This window comes from Salegentibacter sp. UBA1130, assembly GCF_002311535.1.
Lineage (GTDB): Bacteria > Bacteroidota > Bacteroidia > Flavobacteriales > Flavobacteriaceae > Salegentibacter > Salegentibacter agarivorans.
This window is the reverse complement of the sequence record NZ_DCAP01000015.1, coordinates 46,811-66,130: the sequence shown is the minus strand read 5'-3', so window position 1 is coordinate 66,130 and position 19,320 is coordinate 46,811. Positions and strand designations below refer to the sequence as shown.

General features: G+C 36.4%; 13 protein-coding genes. 2 read left to right on the top strand and 11 right to left on the bottom strand.

The features are described 5' to 3' along the window. Positions 1 to 24 precede the first annotated feature (24 nt). From bshA to B4F31_RS04955, 7 genes are all read right to left on the bottom strand, one after another. On the bottom strand, positions 25 to 1,158 hold the full coding sequence (gene bshA, locus B4F31_RS04985) for an N-acetyl-alpha-D-glucosaminyl L-malate synthase BshA (protein WP_075326874.1): 1,134 nt from the start codon (positions 1,156 to 1,158) through the stop codon (positions 25 to 27). A 96-nt stretch (positions 1,159 to 1,254) separates the two neighbouring features. Further along, positions 1,255 to 4,182, bottom strand: coding sequence for a glycoside hydrolase family 3 N-terminal domain-containing protein (locus B4F31_RS04980; protein WP_286760752.1), 2,928 nt, complete (start codon positions 4,180 to 4,182; stop codon positions 1,255 to 1,257). Continuing rightward, positions 4,182 to 4,667: an ABC transporter ATPase gene (locus tag B4F31_RS04975; protein WP_075326876.1), complete on the bottom strand. Its 486-nt coding sequence runs from the start codon at positions 4,665 to 4,667 to the stop codon at positions 4,182 to 4,184. The genes B4F31_RS04980 and B4F31_RS04975 overlap by 1 nt, the downstream gene beginning before the upstream one ends. Positions 4,668 to 4,841: 174 nt before the next feature. After that, the gene (locus tag B4F31_RS04970; RefSeq protein ID WP_075326877.1) at positions 4,842 to 5,633 is read right to left on the bottom strand and encodes a (Fe-S)-binding protein; all 792 of its coding nucleotides are present in this window, start codon (positions 5,631 to 5,633) and stop codon (positions 4,842 to 4,844) included. Between the two features lie 77 nt (positions 5,634 to 5,710). Further along, positions 5,711 to 7,051 carry a (Fe-S)-binding protein gene (locus B4F31_RS04965; protein ID WP_075326878.1) on the bottom strand — a complete coding sequence of 447 codons (1,341 nt, stop codon included), beginning with the start codon at positions 7,049 to 7,051 and terminating at the stop codon, positions 5,711 to 5,713. A 6-nt stretch (positions 7,052 to 7,057) separates the two neighbouring features. Continuing rightward, positions 7,058 to 8,014, bottom strand: coding sequence for an MlaD family protein (locus B4F31_RS04960; protein WP_075326879.1), 957 nt, complete (start codon positions 8,012 to 8,014; stop codon positions 7,058 to 7,060). Between the two features lie 55 nt (positions 8,015 to 8,069). After that, positions 8,070 to 9,176, bottom strand: coding sequence for an N-acetylmuramoyl-L-alanine amidase family protein (locus tag B4F31_RS04955; protein WP_075326880.1), 1,107 nt, complete (start codon positions 9,174 to 9,176; stop codon positions 8,070 to 8,072). A 136-nt stretch (positions 9,177 to 9,312) separates the two neighbouring features. Here B4F31_RS04955 and B4F31_RS04950 point away from each other — a divergent pair, with 136 nt between their 5' ends. Next, entirely contained in the window at positions 9,313 to 12,042 is a 2,730-nt protein-coding gene (locus B4F31_RS04950) for a putative LPS assembly protein LptD (protein WP_075326881.1), read from the top strand. 20 nt (positions 12,043 to 12,062) lie between these two features. Beyond that, positions 12,063 to 12,446 (top strand): RidA family protein, encoded by a 384-nt coding sequence (locus tag B4F31_RS04945; protein ID WP_075326882.1) that lies wholly within the window; start codon positions 12,063 to 12,065, stop codon positions 12,444 to 12,446. On the opposite strand, the gene B4F31_RS04940 is transcribed toward B4F31_RS04945, so the two are convergent. The 4 genes from B4F31_RS04940 to B4F31_RS04925 form a co-directional block, all read right to left on the bottom strand. Continuing rightward, on the bottom strand, positions 12,443 to 13,333 hold the full coding sequence (locus B4F31_RS04940; RefSeq protein ID WP_286760751.1) for a hypothetical protein: 891 nt from the start codon (positions 13,331 to 13,333) through the stop codon (positions 12,443 to 12,445). The genes B4F31_RS04945 and B4F31_RS04940 overlap by 4 nt on opposite strands. Before the next feature lie 16 nt (positions 13,334 to 13,349). Beyond that, positions 13,350 to 13,715, bottom strand: coding sequence for a methylglyoxal synthase (locus B4F31_RS04935; protein WP_075326884.1), 366 nt, complete (start codon positions 13,713 to 13,715; stop codon positions 13,350 to 13,352). A 3-nt stretch (positions 13,716 to 13,718) separates the two neighbouring features. Further along, positions 13,719 to 14,705 (bottom strand): 6-phosphofructokinase, encoded by a 987-nt coding sequence (gene pfkA, locus B4F31_RS04930; protein ID WP_075326885.1) that lies wholly within the window; start codon positions 14,703 to 14,705, stop codon positions 13,719 to 13,721. A 121-nt stretch (positions 14,706 to 14,826) separates the two neighbouring features. Further along, complete coding sequence (locus tag B4F31_RS04925; protein WP_286760750.1) at positions 14,827 to 19,197, bottom strand: translocation/assembly module TamB domain-containing protein; 4,371 nt, start codon at positions 19,195 to 19,197, stop codon at positions 14,827 to 14,829. Positions 19,198 to 19,320: the final 123 nt, after the last annotated feature.

Sequence of the window (19,320 nt, the reverse complement as noted above, 5' to 3'; positions counted from 1 at the left end):
TACTTTTTAGACGGCCTCCTTTTTTTATACGGTAATTTGTAAAGCTCTTTTATAAATATCTTCATAAAGGGGCATTACATTTTTAATGTCAAATTTTTCTGCAACACTCCTGGCGTTGTTTTTAAATTTCTCCAGGGTTTCATCGTTTTCCAGGATTTTTAAAGCATTAGCTGCCATTTCCTGAACATCACCCACATTACTTAAATACCCAGAAATTCCATTTTGGTTAACTTCAGGAAGTCCGCCGGTATTTGTAGAAATTATTGCAACTCCATTAACCATTGCTTCCAGTGCTGAAAGACCAAAACTCTCTTTTTCTGAAGGCAGTAAGAATAAATCAGAGAAGCAAAGAATCTTATCTATTTCGTGACTTTGCCCCAGAAACATTACTTTATCGGCAATATTGAGTTCATCTACTAAATCTTCTGCCATTTCTTTTTCAGGGCCTTCTCCAACCATCATTAATTTTGCATCTATTTTTTTCTGAATTTCATAAAAGATTTTAATCACATCATCTATGCGTTTTACTTTTCTGAAGTTACTAATATGCGTAATAATTCTCTCTTTATTTTCGGCCATCATTTCGCGTTGGCAGTCGGTAAAGGCTTTATTATCGTATTTGCTGCAATCTATAAAATTGGGTATTACTTCAATTTCATTCCTGATTTTGAAGAATTTTAAGGTATCTTCTTTTAAACTTTTAGATACCGAAGTCACTATATCGCTATTATTAATACTAAAAGTTACCGCCGGTTTGTAAAAAGGATGATTGCCAACCAAAGTAATATCGGTACCGTGAAGTGTGGTTACCATGGGGAGGTTAATTCCTTCTTCAGCAAGCATTTTTTTAGCCATATAACCGGCATAAGCGTGCGGAATTGCATAATGAACATGCAGCATTTCAATATCAAACTGTTTTACAACATTTACCAATTTACTACTAAGCGCAAGCTCGTATGGTTGATAGTGAAATAGCGGATATTCTGGAACGTGTACTTCGTGAAAACGTACATTGCTGGAAAGTTGATCTAAACGTACAGGTTGGCTGTAGGTTACAAAATGTATTTCGTGACCACGTTTTGCAAGGGCCAGCCCCAGCTCTGTGGCTACCACTCCACTACCCCCAAAGGTAGGATAACATACAATGGCTATTTTCATTTGGCTCGATTTACTCACCTTAGTGAGAATTTAAATTACGACCAAGGCCGATTTTTTGTTTTCAAATTAAGTTCTGCGGGCCATTCCCCCAATTATCTAAAAATCTATAGATTCGTAGATAACTTCCTGTATTCTAGATCTTACATCTTCCCTAATTAACTTCCTATTGGTAGAATCGGGGAAAGTTCTATTAGACAAAAATACATAAACAATTTCTTCTTCGGGGTCTGCCCAGGCAAAGGTGCCCGTAAAACCGCTATGACCAAAACTTTCCATAGATAAGCAATTACAGGTTGGTCCTGAACTTCCTAGTTGGGGTTTGTCGAAACCAACGCCACGTCTTACATTTTTTTCGCAATAATAACAGGTATTAAATTTAGAAATGGTTTCTTCTTTTAAATACCTTTTACCACCGTAAACCCCATTATTAAGGTAAACATGCATTATTTTAGCAACATCGTTAGCGGTGCTAAAAAGCCCGGCGTGCCCTCCAATACCTCCCTGCAAAGCGGCACCCTGATCATGCACCACCCCGTGAATAAGTTGCCTACGCCAAAGTTTATCAATTTCGGTAGGAACAACTTGTGCTAAGGGGAATCTTGAAGCTGGTATATAACCTGTATGGGTTGCTCCCAAAGGTTTATAAATTTTCTCCTGGGTAAGATTATGCAAAGTTTGGCCATAATAGCCTTCCAGGTAATATTTTAAAATGTAGAAAGGTAGATCACTGTATTTATAATCTAATCTTCGTTCTAAGTCGCTATCCCTAATAATACTGATAATTGTATCTTTCATGTCATTTCTAAGATACATTTCATTGGCAACTTTAGTATTAAATTCAGCTGAAGGAGTTTTTTGAAAATAATCTTTAGAAGGTAACCTTGTTTTCCTGTCTATAGTATTAATATGAAAAGGAATCCAGGATTTTAACCGGGCATAATGCATAAGCATATCCTGTAACCTAATATTCGCTTTATTCGAATTTTGAAAAACCGGCATCATTTCTCCCAACTTTGAATCAAAACTTACAATCCCTTCTTCTTCCTGCTCCATAATAAGCGGTAAAGTTGCCAGAATTTTGGTTAATGATGCCAAATCGTAAACCGATGTATCTGAAACGGGAATTTGTTTATCGTAGGTATGATAGCCAAAATTCTTGTTGTAAACTATTTTCCCTTTTCTCGCTATTAAAATTTGAGCGCCGGGTGTCATTTCTTTGTCAATAGCTTCAGTAATAATACTATCAATTCTGTTTAATTTATAGGAATTTAGACCTACACTTTCCGGTAACCCGTATGCCAACCTATCTATATTTCTGGTTTGATAGCCGGTACCTTCGGGAAAATTATTTCGTATGCTTACCGGGAGTTTTCCCCTGGCTTCAACAGCACCAAAAATTAATTGTGCAGCTTTTTTTTGGGCTACGGGATGGTTTTGGTAATTAACTAAAATACCTTCCAATTCACTGATTCCCCGAAGTTCCCTTAACGCATACGGACTCGAAAAAAGACTTAGAACGGTTTTATTTTCTATGGCAATTTGATTGATCCAGTGTAATTCTCCCGAAGAAAATTTATAGGACGCCCAGGGACTGTTATTAGATTTATGGTAACCTAAAATTACGAGATCGTATTCTTTTAATTTCTTTTGTAAATCGTTTAAATGCGTTGCTGAAATCCAATCTATATGGGCATATCGTTTTAATTCATTTAAAAAGGTACTCCCGTCATCATCTCCAAAATTCACATAAGCAATCCTGGTGTCGGCAATATCTTTAACCGGGAGTACGGCTCTGTTATTTTTAATTAAGGTAATTGCATTTTCAAAGAGTTCTTCCAGGAGAACTTTATCGCGAACAGAATTAAGTTCTTCAAAAATAAAATTTTCCTGGATGCTTTGTTGCTGATGCAGGCCTACTTTATATTTCGCCTTCAATATTTTTTTTACTGAATGTGCCAATCTACCGGGACTTATAATATTATTCTTATAAGCATTGATTAAAACTTCAGAAGCAACTTCAACTTTTTCCGGCATTAATAATACATCATTGCCTGCTAAAAATGCTCTTAACTCGGCATCACCGGGCTCTGCATTGTTGGTGAGACCTTTCATATTAAGGGCATCGGTAAAAATAAGCCCTTCAAAATTCATTTTTTCTTTTAAAAGGTCTGTGATTAGCGCTTTTGAAAGCGAAGATGGCGTATTAGGATTTTCCTGAAGGGCAGGAACATTTAAATGAGCAACCATTACGCTGGAAAGTCCGTGGGCAATTAAGGGGTAATATGGATATAGTTCTAAACTATCCAACCTTTCTTTAGAAAAAGGAATGGTGGGTAAGGTTTTATGCGAATCGGTATCTGTATCACCGTGACCCGGAAAATGTTTTGCACTGGATAATGTACCTACCCGGTGCATACCACGCATAAACGCAAGCGATTTTTCGGCTACATTAATTTTATTCTCGCCAAAACTTCTATTTCCAATAATGGGATTATTGGAATTGGTATTAATATCTACTACTGGAGCAAAATTAATATGTACGCCAAGTCTTTTGGAATGCCTGGAAATTGCCGCCCCGGCCTCTTCAATTAAATTATTATCCTGAATAGCACCCAGCGTCATATTCCAGGGTAGCGCAAAGGTAGAATCAAGGCGCATGGCCAGGCCCCACTCGGCATCCATACCAATAAGTAATGGAGTTCTTGAAAGTTCCTGGAATTCGTTGGTTAATTTTATCTGCCTTTGTGGGCCGCCTTTAGAGAAAATAACCCCTCCAATATATTCTTCTGAAATTTGTTTTTTCGCCTTTTCAATATAAGCCTTACCACTTTCTGAAGAAACACTAATCATTAGCAACTGCCCTATTTTTTCTTTAAGGCTCATTGCATTATAGGTGCTATCTACCCATTCTTTTTGTGCAATGGTATCTTCTGCCAGCAAAGGATTGTTTTGTGCAGAAAGATTAGAGCAAACAAGAAGAAAACAGGTTAATACAAAGATTTTCGGAGTGAAAGTGAATTTCATTAACTAACAAAACGCTTATGCCAACTTTCAGAAGCAGGAACTTCCCAATCTGAAAGAAATTCAGCTTTATTATTTACAAGATTATTAAATACAATGGTTTTAGAAGAAACAGCTTTTTCTTTCGCCATCTTTCTAAAATCTGAAAGGGTTTTATAGGCTATAAACTCTCCCTGTTTATAAGAGACATTCATCTTATCTAATAGATCTACATTAAATTCTTTTTCCAATTGCTGGATAAAATGTACTGAAGCATCAATAGAACAACCGGTGGCTGCATTCATTTCCTGGTCTAAAGCCAGAACGATAAATCTTTTATATTTAATTAGATAACCGGCCTGTAAATCGGCTCCATGGGCCGTCCATTGAGTTACAAACTGGTCCAATCTTGATTTTATTTCTTCTAACTCTTCAGTAGTAAAAGAACGGTTTGCCTGGTATATCCAAACCCTTGAAGAATCGGGTAGATTTTCGAATGGTACTAACATAAATTACTGAAATTATATTTTTACAAAACTAATTGATTTAAACATTGTCTCAAGGTTACTTTTACCTTTTAACGTTTGGATTTCATCAAAAATTATACTTAAAAAATCAAAAAGCCCGAGAAAAAATCTCAAGCTTTTTTAAATTGAATTTTTTGATTGAATACTTAAAATATTTTAGAGATCGTGGGCATTGGCAATAAGTTCTGCCACATCCATTACTTCTACACTATCTTCTTTATTTTTTCCTTTTACACCATCGGTCATCATCGTATTGCAAAAGGGACAACCCGCGGCAATAACTTCAGGTTTAACCTCCATAGCCTGTTCGGTACGTTCAATATTCACGTCTTTATTTCCTGGCTCCGGTTCTTTAAACATTTGGCCGCCACCTGCACCGCAACAAAGTCCGTTAGACTTGCATTTGCGCATTTCTACGAGTTCTACTTCAAGTTTTCTTAGTAAGTCTCGAGGCGCTTCGTATTCTCCGTTAGCACGGCCTAAATAACAGGGATCGTGAAAAGTAATTCGTTTTCCTTTAAATTTTCCTCCTTCAACCTTTAACTTTCCTTCAGTAAGAAGGGATTTTAAAAATTGTGTATGGTGCATTACTTCGTAATTTCCACCAAGGGCAGGATATTCGTTTTTTATGGTATTAAAACAGTGCGGACAGGCAGTAACCACTTTTTCTATTTCATAGCCATTAAGAACTTCAATATTTGTAGCAGCCTGCATTTGAAAAAGAAACTCGTTCCCGGCGCGTTTCGCAGGATCTCCCGTACAGCTTTCTTCGGTTCCTAAAACAGCAAAATCAACTCCGGCTTCGTGCAATAATTTTACAAAGGCCTTGGTGATTTTCTTTGCCCTATCATCAAAACTACCGGCGCAACCAACCCAAAATAAAACTTCGGGTTTTTTGCCTTCTGCCATATACTCGGCCATTGTTGGTACTTTTAACGCTTCTGCCATATCTAATTTCTTTTAATTTTATTCCGAAGACTTCTAATAAGTCTGGTATTCAATATATTTTTGAGCTATTAAGAAAATTAATTTTCTTTAGCCCAGTTTAATCTATCTTGCTGGTTGTAAGGCCAGGGTGCGCCATTGTTTTCAATATTGGTCATTGCAATAGCCAGCTCATTTGGAGCAGCACTTTCTTCCATCACTAAATAACGACGCATATCTAAAATTATGGAAAGCGGGTCTATCCCAACCGGGCAGGCTTCTACACAAGCATTACAGGTGGTACAGGCCCAAAGTTCTTCGCGTAAAATAAAGTCGTCCAGTAATTGCTTGCCGTTATCTTCGTATTTCCCTTTTGTATTAATAATCTCCCCTACTTCTTCCAGCCTGTCTCTGGTATCCATCATAATCTTCCTGGGAGAAAGTTTTTTACCGGTTTGATTTGCGGGACATTCTGCCGTACATCTTCCGCATTCGGTACAGGTGTATGAGTTTAATAATTGCACCTGGTTAAGGTCAAAAACATCTGATGCTCCAAACTTATCGGGTTCTGCACCTTCCTCTTCCTCTGCCGGGGCAGCAAAAGGATCGGCATCCGGATCCATCATTAATTTAACTTCATCGGTAACCGCTTGCAGATTGTTCATTTCTCCCTGTGGCTGAAGTTTAGATAAATAAACATTTGGGAAAGCCAGGAGAATGTGTAAGTGCTTGGAGTAATACAGGTAATTTAAGAAGAAAAGAATTCCTAAAATATGTAACCACCAGGCTGCTCTTTCTATTATGATGAGCGTTGCATTGCTCATTCCTTCAAAAATAGGAAGTAAGAATTGGCTAATAGGAAAACTTCCGGTTATGCCTGCTTCACTTGCATAATGAGGAGCTCCATTAAGCTGAAGTTGATAATCTGTAGCATTCATTACTAGGAAAAGCACCATAAGCACCATTTCAAAATAAAGAATGTAATTGGCGTCATTTTTAGGCCAGCCTTTTAATTCACGACTTAAAAACCGATAAATGTTTAAGATATTTCTTCTAATCCAAAATACAATAACTCCAATTAAAACTAATAGCGCTAGAACTTCAAAAGAAGCGATAAGAACATTGTAGAAGCCACCCATAAAAGAGAGTACCCGGTGAGTTCCGAATAAACCATCTATTATAATTTCAAGAACTTCAATATTTATTATAATAAAGCCTACATAAACAATTACGTGAAGAAAGCCTGAAACTGGTTTTTTCACCATTTTGCTTTGCCCAAGCGCAATCCTGGCCATTTTAGCGAAACGCTCTCCTTTATTATCGCTACGATCTACTTCTTTTCCTAATTTTATATTTCTTAATAACCTACGGATGTTTCGAATAAAAAAACCTATACCTACCACTAAGGCAATTAGAAATAAGACCTGGGAAATAATTTGCATAGTTGGTTATTTAATAGAATCCTTTTCTTTGGGTTCCTGATATGGTTTCGGGTTTTTACCGAAGACAGAGAAATGTACGTATCTTTTAGGATTCAGTTTTACGTCTTGTAGTAATTGTTCCAACTGTTTGGTAGCATTATCCAGATTATTATAAACGGCATCATCATTAATTAACTTCCCTGCAGTACCTTCTTTATTATTTAGTTTGTCTGAAACACTTTCAAAATCGGCTACCACTTTTTCAAGATCAGCAGTGATTTTACCAATATCCATTTTGGTTAAAGTATCTGAAAATGAATTGAAATTGGTAGTCATTTCATCAAGATTAGTAAAAGTATTATCTATTTTTCCTGAATTTCTACCTACAATTCCTTCTAGTGCATTAGCGGTTACTTTAAACGAAGCAACAGTTGCATTAAGATCTTTAAAAGTGTTTTGAATATTATACCTGGTACTATCGTTTAGAATTTTATTAATTGCTGTAACTAAAGAATCTGCGCTAACTATGGTATTTTCAACTTTATCCTGAAGCGGGGTCAACCTATCGTTTACCAACTCCATAATACCTTCTTCAATATCACTGTTTAAGGTATCTCCAGATTTTGCCATTTGATTAATTTCGTAATCTGGAAGAATAGCAAGAGATTTTCCGCCAATTATATTCCCACCATAAATTTGCGCAGTACTATTTTTTGAGAATTCGAAATCATTTTCTACAGTAAAGCTAACTACCAGGGTTCCCTGGGCATCAAGAAAATTAATTTGGGTTACCTGCCCTACTTTAAGACCGTTTATGGTTACTGCCGAGGAAGGTGATAGCCCTTCTACATCGTTATAAACTGCATGAAAAGTTCTGCTGGAATCCAACAGGTTTTTACCCTTTAAGAAACTATAACCAAATATTAATAAGAGGATAGCAATTATTGCTAGGAATGCAGTTTTTACTTCACGTGTAAATTTCAAAAGCTATTTTTTTAGGAATATGGACAAATTTAGAAATAAAAATAGAAAAGAACCGTTAATTCACCTTAGATTTTAACGCCTCATTAACTGTAATCTTGCTGCCTTCCTTAAATGCAACAATATAACTTGAAGGATATCCATTTTGTTTTGCCTCGTTATGAAGCTTATTTATTTTTATATAATCTGAAGTAGCTCCATAATAGTATTTATACATTCCCTCTTCCTTTGCTCGCTCTACATTTTGCAATCCTTTAAAATTGTAGGCTTTGGTTTCTAAACGTTTAGAACCGGCCGCAAGTTGAATTTTAAAGGTAATTCCCTCATAAATTTGGCTTTGAGGTGGGATGTTTGAAGAGGAAGTACTCCCAATACTCTCAAGGTTAGACAGGTTTATGGTGTTAGCATATTTATTTATTGCTTCTACAATAGCCGCAGCCATTTTGTTTTGGCCGCCCGCACTGTTTAAATATGGGCCTTCGTGGTTATTGGTTAAAAATCCAGTTTCAATAAGCACACTTGGCATTACCGCCATTTTTAATACCACGAAACCGGCTTGTTTAACTCCACGATTTTTTCTTTTTAATTCGTGGGTGAAATTTTTCTGAACAAAATCGGCTAAAAGAATACTTTGATTTAAATATTCCTCTTGCATTAGCGCCATTCCTATATAAGATTCAGGGGAATTGGGATTAAAACCACCATAAGTTACTTCGTAATCTTCCTCTAAAAATATTACCGAGTTTTCTTTCTTGGCTACTTCAAAATTTTCTTCGGTTTTATGAAGTCCCAATACAAAGGTTTCGGTACCGTAAGCCTGGGAATTATGAGAATTACAATGTACCGAAACAAAAAGATCAGCATCGGCCTCATTGGCAATTTGTGCTCGTTTATCTAAAGGAATAAATATATCAGAATCGCGGGTATAGATCACTTCTATTCCTTCCTGTTTTTCTAATGCCTTTCCAATTTTTAGAATAATATTAAGTGCAATATCTTTCTCTTTAAAACCATTTCCCATATTTCCGGGATCTTTCCCACCGTGCCCGGCATCTAAAACCACCACAAATCTATCTCTCGGTTTATCATTATTTGCAAATAAGCTTTGCAAGCTTGCAATAAAAATGAAGAAAAATACGAAAAGTTTAAGTAGGTTCGTTCTCATAAAAAGGTAACGCTAAGTTTAGGCTAATTATTTTAATTACTTTTTTCAGGAAATCTCAAATCTAAGCTGAAAAAATATATGTAATTTTGATTTTGCAAAAAGCAAGCCATTCTTTACAAAAATAGCACTTAGAGCATTGCAAACAAACATACCTAATATACTTTTTCGCTGTATTTTTATACTGCTTCCTATCGTTTGTCTAAACGCACAGGAAATAGGGAATAATCAGGAAATAGATATTGAAGCCCGGGAACGAGATTCGCTGGTTACTGTGGGCGATTCCTTACCACTTACCGAAACCATAAGGCTAACCGATAGTATTGTGGGAGATTCGTTGCAAACTCCGCAACGGGGCAACCAATTAATTACTGATGCGGTAAAGTACCAGGCTAAAGATTATATGCGTATTAGCCAGAAAGAGAATCGCATGTATCTCTATAATGAAGCACAAATTATTTATGGAGATATGCAGATAAATGCCGGGCTTATAATAATGGACAATGAAAAAAATGAAGTCTATGCCTACGGAATTCCCGATTCTACCGGTGCATATTCTCAAAAACCGGTTTTTGTACAGGGAAATCAAACCGTAGAGCCAGATTCTATTCGGTTTAATTTTGATACTGAAAGAGCACTGGTTTATAATTCCAGGACACAACAAGCCAATTTTAATGTAAGAGGTGAAGTTACCAAACGTGAAAACGATTCGGTGTATTTTATGCAAAATGTGCGCTTTACCACAGATGACGATTTAGATAATCCCGATTATTATTTCTATGCGAGAAAAATAAAATTTGTTCCAGATAAAAAGATCGTGGCAGGTTTTGTTAATATGTACCTGGCAGATGTACCTACACCGTTGGGGCTTCCCTTTGGATATTTTCCTTTAACCGAAGAAGAAACTTCAGGATTCATTATCCCCAGTTTTGGGGATAGCCGTCGTGGTTATTTTCTGCAAAACGGAGGTTATTATTTTGCGATTAGCGATTATGTAGATTTACTAACTTTAGGCGATTATTATACCAATGGAAGTTATGCTGTACGCCTGGAAAGTAATTATGCCAAGCGTTATAATTACCGCGGTAACGTAAGAATACGGTACGAAAACCTATTTCAAAGTGAACGAGGATTCCCAGATTTTGCTGAGCAATCTGTCTATAATATTCAATGGTCCCATAACCAGGATGCCAAGGCAAATCCTAATTCCAGGTTTAGTGCCTCGGTAAACTTAGGGAGTAGTACTTATTATCAGAATTCTGTAAATCAAATGAATACAGGAAACTTCTTAACAAACACTTTAAGTTCTTCGGTTTCGTATAGTAAAACCTTTCCCGGTGAACCTCAGATTAATTTAAGCCTTGCAGCAAGGCATCAACAAAATACAAGGACGCAAACTATAAATATGAGTTTGCCAACTTTACAGGCGAGTATGACGCGTATTTATCCTTTTGCTCCAAAAACCGGCGCAAAAAAAGGATTGATAGAAAATATAAATTTTCAGTATAACGTAAGGGCCGAGAATCAAATTAGAACAACAGATTCTTTGTTTTTTAAACCCGAAATGTTCCAGGATGCCAATTATGGCGCACAGCATTCTATTCCGGTTACCACAAACTTTAAGCTTTTCAATTATCTAAGTGTTAGTGCTAATGCTAATTACGAAGAAAGTTGGGTTTTCAAAACCTTCGAACAATCTTACGATGAGTTTAATAACGAGGTGGTAATTGATACTATAAACGGGTTTGATTCTTACAGAACCTATAATTTTGGAGCCAGTATTGGTACCACCTTATATGGATTAAAGAATTTTGGAAAGGACAAAAAAATCCAGGCTATTAGGCATGTGATGCGACCCTCGATTAGTTATAATGTAAACCCCGCTTTTGACCAGTATTACGATACATATGAGCGTATTGATCCTGCAAACCCTATTGAAACCAATATGGTAGATTATTCCCGGTTTAATGGGACATTATATGGAGCACCGGGAAACAGGTTTTCAAGTTCGCTGGGGCTTAGTTTAAGCAATACCCTGGAAGCCAAAGTGCGTTCTAAAGACAGTACCGCTACCGAACCCGAGAAGATCACACTACTTAATAATTTTAGTATGAGTACGGCATATAACCTTGCCGGGGAAGATGGCCAACCAAAGCTGTCTCCCATTGCTCTTAGAGGTAGTATTCCCATAGTTCGCGATAAATTGGATATTAATGTTGCCGGTAATATGGATATTTATGCTTTAGATAATAATAACCGAAGAACCGATAAACTAAATATAAATAACGGTGGTAGTTTATTTAGGTTTACCAACGCCAATGTAAGCTTTGGCTATGCTTTCTCCAGTAAAGATTTTGAAGACGAGGGCGAAGACGAAAGTGAAGATGAAATAGATAACGATACTTATCGCGGTGGCGGAAGACGTGATGACCTTTTTGGAAAAGGATCTGATTTAGAAGGAAAGTTCTACGATGAAGAAGAAGACCCATTTGCAGATGAAGATCGTGAAGAAAGAACCGATAACTGGTATAATTATAAAATCCCATGGGATTTACGGCTCTCTTATACCATGACGTACAATAATACGGCTCGTCAAAATGAAATTACCTCCCACTCTATAATGTTTTCGGGAGATGTGGAACTTTCGCCAAAATGGGTAGTTGGAGCTTCCTCGGGTTACGATTTAAAAGAGTTAGGCTTTACTTATACCCAATTAAGATTTCAGCGTGATTTAAATACCTGGCGATTAAGTTTTAACTGGGTGCCTTTTAGTGAGCGTAGATCCTGGTATTTCTTTATCGGGATAAAATCGTCTATCTTAAGTGATATTAAATACGATAAACGAAACGAACCAGACCGAAGTTTATAAAATTTAAAAGTTTAAAAATGATGAAAAAAATAATTAAAACCGACAAAGCTCCGGCTCCAATTGGGCCTTATAACCAGGCAGTTTTAACCGGAAATATGCTTTATATTTCTGGTCAAATAGCGCTTAATCCAGAAACTAACGAACTGGAAACAGGCGAACTTAAAAAAGAAACTACCAGGGTAATGCAAAACTTAAAGGCAATTTTAGCTGAAGCCGGGATGAATTTTGAAAATGTAATAAAAACTTCAATTTTTATAAGCGATATGAATAATTTCGCTAAAATCAACGAGGTTTATGGATCTTATTTTAATGCAGAAACTGCTCCTGCAAGAGAAACGGTAGAAGTTGCAAACCTCCCTAAATTTGTAAATGTAGAGATTAGCGCAATTGCGGTAAAAGATTAATAATTGCTAAAAAGATAAGCTTCACGCTCAAAATAATTGGAATAATAGCCTTCAAACGATTTTTGGTCTTTTCCAAAATGCTCCATTTTATATAAACCGGCAAAAACGAAAATATTAAAATCGTAATGAAAGATTTTATCCATTTTCCGGAAGAAGCCAGAGCCTTTTTTGAATTCTTTCAATGGTTTATTTGCATAAGCGTTTAGTACATTAAAATCGTGATACTGGAACACGTGAATTACTTCGTGGGCAACGGTATTATAATTGAATCCGCCGGCTTCAGGATTTAGTAATATTGCCGTGCTTATGGCTCTGCCAAGGTAATAATCGTTATTATCTTCATAGCCAAAAGTATTATTGCCTGAGAAAACAAATTCTCCAACTCTTAGGCTTAATTCAGCTTCAAATTTATTCTGAACCGCGGTATAAGCAGTAAGAAGAAAAGAAACCGGTTGTATCCTGTATTTAAGATGAAAACGGTCTTTAGTGTGAAATTCAATTCGGTTAAAGCCAATATTCAGGTTCCATTGTTCCCAGAAATTTCTATTAGAAGCGGCATTCTCTATTATTGAAGTTCCTGCAGAGTTCATAAACTTTGCCGGCCAGCCATAAGTAAGGTTTTTTTGGTTAGAAATTCTTCCGGCAATAACTTTACTTTCATAAACCAGGTAGCCGCCGAGTGCACCCTGTGCCATTCCTTTAACCAGTACTTTTCCGAACTTTTCCTGCGGTTCTTTATTAATTACAGCACCAATTCCACTAAAAACCGTCCCTATTCCTATATTAAAAATAGCCGCTTCAGTTTGGTTGCTCTGTGACCGTGCCTGGGAGGTTGAGATCAATAAAACAATAATTAAAAATAGAAGAAAGCGGGGTGAAAATTTCAATTAAATAAATTAGATTTTAGAAAGCCTGCATTAATAAACGGGCACTGGCGGGATTTGTAGCCAGGGGAATATCGTGTACATCGCACAAACGCATTAACATAAAAATATCGGGTTCATGTGGATGCTTGTCCAGCGGGTCTCTAAAGAAGATTACCATATCTACTTTACCTTCGGCAATACGGGAGGCTATTTGCGCATCTCCACCTAAGGGGCCTGATAGTAGTTTTTCAACCTCAAAACCGGCAGATTCTGTTTTTGCGCCCGTAGTTCCCGTAGCAATTAAGGTAATATTTTTAGCCTGAAGGGCTTCTCTATGGTTATTTAAAAACTGAACCATCTCAGCCTTTTTCCCGTTGTGGGCAATGATTGCAACTGTTTTCATAAATTAGACAGATAAAATATCAGAAATGCGAAGTAATTCCTTATTAATTGTAGGTTTTGATTTTAATGCATTTACCAGTTCTATAGATTTTATTTCATTATTCATCATTCCAACCATAATATCCTGCTGACCGTCCAGGGCAAGTTCTACTGCTTTCACGCATAATCTACTGGCCAAAACACGATCAAAACAAGTTGGACTTCCACCTCGTTGAATATGCCCTAAAACGGTAACTTTTGCATCGTAATAAGGTAAATTGTCTTTTACGTAAGCTGCCAGCTCAAATACATTTTTACCAATTTTGTCACCTTCAGAAACAATAACTATACTTGATGTTTTTCCAGATCTACGGCTGCGCTCCAGGGAGTTTAGCAAACGATCTAAACCAAGATCTTCTTCTGGAATTAAAATTTCTTCTGCTCCTGCTCCAATTCCACTGTTTAGCGCAATAAATCCCGCGTCTCTACCCATTACTTCTACAAAGAATAATCTATTATGGGAACTGGCAGTATCGCGAATTTTATCTACAGCATCTATAACTGTATTTAAAGCCGTATCGTAACCTATGGTATAATGGGTTCCAAAAATATCGTTATCTATAGTTCCCGGCACGCCAATTACAGGGATATTATGTTCTTCACTAAAAACTTTTCCACCTCTAAAGGTCCCGTCACCACCAATAAGAATCATTGCATCTATATTAGCTTTTTTAAGATTGGCCGCGGCTTTCACCCTACCTTCTTCAGTAAGAAATTCTTTAGACCGGGCCGATTTTAGGATAGTTCCGCCTAAATTGATAATATTTCTAACGCTACGTGCATTAAGCTCTATATAATCGTTTTCTATCATTCCCTGGAAGCCTCTCATAAACCCGAGACATTCAACACGATAATAAGAACTTGCCCTTGCCACAGCTCTTATTGCAGCGTTCATTCCGGGGGAATCTCCGCCGGAGGTCATTACTCCTATTCGTTTAATTCTTTTTGTCATACTTTAAAATTCTTGCCTAAAATTACAAACTCAGAAGCTACCTGAAAAGAAAAAAGAATAAGTTTTACCCAATATTCGAGATTTGAATATTCTTAATTGATTTGCTTAATATTCCTGATTTTTAATTTTCATCTGGAAAACGAATATAATCAGGAGACTGGGGACGCGTTGCAGGCTCTTCTTGCTCGGTTTCGCTATTTAAAGATTGAATTTCGGTATTTGCAATTTTTCTAATCAATTCTTTGAAGGTGTCAAAATCTACCGAATAAGACAACCCAATTCCCTGTGTGAAGCCTATTTCTTCCCCTATAAACTGAATATTATTTTCCCGATTAAAAACCTTTGCTCTTAAGCTTCCGTCTTCGTTTAAAAGAAAATCTATCTCCAGATCGCCTACAATAATAGATTCGGTAACCCCTCCAATGGGCACACCTACCTGGCCATTAATAATTACCCGGTCGTTAATTTGGGTAGAAAGTGTTAATCCAAACCGGTCTACGGTTTGTTGGTCTGGCGTGCGATCTCCCTGTACATAATTAACGCCAACCTGAAATTTACCATCATCTCCCGCAAAAATATCGTTCACTATACTCGAAGCCCTTTCAGCCAAAGTTCCTGTAATTGCATTTTGCCTTAATCCGAATTCACTATAGAAAGCTCCCTGGGTTACCAGGAATAACGCTTGTAGCTCTTTACTGGAACGGTCGTCCATTCTATATTCTAACTCAGATCTAACCACAGAGCTGGCGTTTGGAAAAGCAATATCAAAAGTAATATCGGGTTGTTCTATTTCTCCCTGCAAATTTATAACTACTTCCACCGGAATTTTTCTGTTAATTGAAGGATTTTCAAGTAAAACTGCTGGGTTTGCGTTTAAGGAATAAATTGCACTCACATCAAGTTGAGCATCGGTAGGATCTCCATTCCAATTGATACTTCCGCCAGATTCTACATTAAAAACTTTTTGAACCAGCCCCGCATACTTAAAATTATAAACTCCTTCATATACTACGAAATCACCCCACATATTAAATTTTCCGTTAGTATTTATCTCCAAAAGTAAGTTTCCTGAACCACGGCCTTTCAATGTACTTCCACTGGTTTGGTCTACTACTACTTCTACTTCAGCATCATTGGTAACATCAAGATCAAATATAAGTTCCAGGCCAGTGACTTCAGGCAGCTCAATAGATTCACCGGCTTCACGGGCAGCTTTTTCTTCTGGACTTAAAAAATGAATGTACGAGTTATCTCCTACTGATTCTGTATCACTTAACGGAATTTTAAAAACCGTTCCGCGCTCGGTTGTGGCGGTAACATCTATAACCAATTGATCTGTAGGGCCGGCTATACTTGCGTCTCCACTTATAAAAGCTGTTCCGTAATACAGGGCGTCCTCATCACCTTCGGTATCTAAAACCAAAAGCCTGTCTGTATCAATATTTAGATCTAAATCCCATTCCTTGAAATTTTTATGCCCAATACTTCCATTAAGGGTTCCGGTGGTTTTGTATTTAGTATCTTCAATTTCAACATCATCAAATACAAACTCCTGCTGGGTTAAATTAACTATTGCTTCATCTTTAAAATCCAGATCTATATTAAGATATGGAACCCGTAAACCTGCATTTTCAAGACTTATTTCTCCTGAAAAATCGGGATTTTTGTAATTTCCCGAAACCTGGGCATTTCCTGAGGCACCACCCCTAATATTACTAAGTACTTCACCTCCCAAAGGACTAAATGCAGCAAGATTTAATTCGTCTAAATCTACATCCATTTCTATGGTGGGTTCATTCCCACTCACATTTATACTTCCTATGGCATTTAAAGATTCATTGCCATTTTTACGTAAATTGGCATTTATATTATAATTGGTGAGATTTTCATTTCCTTCTACATCCAGTACCAAATTACCCAGTAAATTGTCGTTAATATTTAAAGAATCTACCTTAAGATTTGTATTGGGATAATAAGCCCCGTTTTCCTGAAGTAAATCGAATTTTCCATTTAGCGTTCCGGCAAGGTCCAGGCTATCTATATGGGGAGTGATTTTGCCAATATCTACATTATCAAATTCCATTTTAAAATCTTTATACGTAGAATCTCTCATAACGCCGCTAAGCCTTATTTCTTCATTTTTATGATTCATCACCAAAGAATCTATCGCAAAATCTTTAAAATCTAGGTCAAAAACTATTTTATTGCTTTTATTGCTTTCCTCATTTATATACCACGTATTATTTTTAAAAGTAAGATCTGACCGCTGTATCCCAACAACCGATTTATTTTCTTCGTTAATAGTATGAAAAAGGTTAAGGTTAAAAAAATCTTCATTGTTTTTGCCACCCTGAAATTCAGATCTTATAAAAAGCGTATCGCGCTGAGTTACGTTAATAAAGCTGAATTCAGAAAAATTATAAAAATTTGTAGAAACGCTATCGGCTTCAAAATAGGTATTATAAATAGGGTTGGTATTATCTACGTTTAGATTTACGGTCTCCATCATATTCCCGAAAATATCTATTCTGGGAGAACGGAAATTCACTTTAAATTCAGATTCATCTGAAGCTAAGTGACCACGAATAAATGTATTTGGTGCAAGATTAATTTCGGGGTAAAAAACTTCTATAATCTTATTATAAATATCAAAATCGAATTCAAGGTATTGATTATTGGTAATGGTTCTGGGTTGATAATTGGTATAAATACTTCCCAGCGAATTCTCAATTAAAGGTCTTATTTCTGAAAGATTGAAATCTCCAATAATTTCACCGCTTATCACATCGGGAGAGTTTATACTTAAAGTTCTTTCCCTGCCTTCAAAACTGGAAGTTATGCTGAAATCATCAAAAAAGTAAAGATCATTTTGATTTTGGTAGGAAGTGTTAAGCAGCAAAATTTCACCAAAAGCATCGTCTATACTGGTGCCTTTCATATTCATAATCACGTCTCCTTTAAAAATAGAAAGGGTATCGCGAGACACAAAATTTAGGGCATTAAGATCGGCATAACCAACAGAAGCTTCAAAATCGTAGTTATTTATATCTTCAGAAAGGTCGGCCAAACCATTAAATTCCATTTTTAAATTAGGATCGCTGGCCATTAATAAACCATTAAAAACCGGATTTCTAAGATTCCCAATAACCCGTATGCCCTGGTAGGTATACCCGTTAAATTGCAATTTAGAAATTTGTCCTTTTAATTCGGCATCCAGCGATTCAGCATCAAATCCGCTACCATCTATATCTAGGTTAAAGCTGGTTTTTCCCAGGCTTGAATTATTAGCGAGTTTACCAATGTTTACATCTTCAAAAATTAGTTTACCCTGGTAGGTTACTTCTCTCGGGTTATCAAAACCACGTAAAATTAGATCTGCTTCAGCCGAGCCTAATTGCGTATTTATAATTACATCTGCATCTAAATTTGAACCGGTAACAATAGCATCACCACGCATTCTTAAATTACCAAAATCCCGAAGATTTTCGGGAAGTTTTCCCTGAAGATCACCCGGCAATAAATTCACCAGGTCGTAATAATTAGTAGTAAAATCACTAAAATCTCCTGTTAATTTAAAATTTTCACCTCCGCGAGAAAATGCTCCTTCAACATTAACTTCTCCCTCAATCCTGCTACGATCCATCCCGGTTAATTGCAAATTGGGAAGAACAAAATCGTTTAACGTTCCATCAATATCGGTAGTTAATTGCATTATTTGGTCATCTCCAAAACTTGAATAAAAAGCCTGAAGATCGGTACTGGAAATAATACTTTCAGTAAAAGTTCCTGTTACTTCAACTTTATTAACAAAATCAGAGAAATACTCGGTTTCATAATTAAATTCCAGGTTTGCTTTTACAAAAGACTGGGGAGTTTGAATCCTGAGATTATCAAAAACCATTTTTTGCGGACTATAGAAAAAATTCGTGCTTAGGTTATCTACCCTTAAGCCACGCTTTTCGTAACCCTTAAGTCCTTCAATATCAACATTAATTTCTGGCCCCTTAATTTTTAAATCTGTGGCATAAATATTTAAATCGTCCAGAACTACGAATTCCGGGTTTTCACTATCTTCATTTATAAAACTGTAAGAACCGTTATTAATCTCTACCCTATCTACCAGAAGTTCAAATTGTGTAGAATTGCCAGAGGGTTTAGTGCTTAATTGCTGAATAAAATAAGCAAGATTATCCCTGTCTTCGCCTTTATATTTTTTCATATTTAGTTCTAAACCTTCTAAATAGGTTTTTCCTAAATGTGGGTTATTGCTAAAGAGGTTTGAAATTCCTAATAGTGAAGTACGTAATTCTTTAGAAAAAATTAAGGTATCTTTATGATGATCTTCAATGTAAACTCCATTAATTTTCACCCGGCCAAAATACGTGAGACTAACACGGTCTACAGAAATATTTACCTGGTTATTTTCGTTAATTGAAGTAGTAATGCGGTTTGCAATACCGGTTTGGACGGCAGGAATGGAGAATACGATCAAAATTATGACAAAAAGTAAAACCAGCGCAACCACTGTTCTAGTTAATATTTTCCAGAATTTTTTGATACGCTTTTATATTTTAACTTTGTACACAATATTAACAATTTCTATGCCCCTTATTTC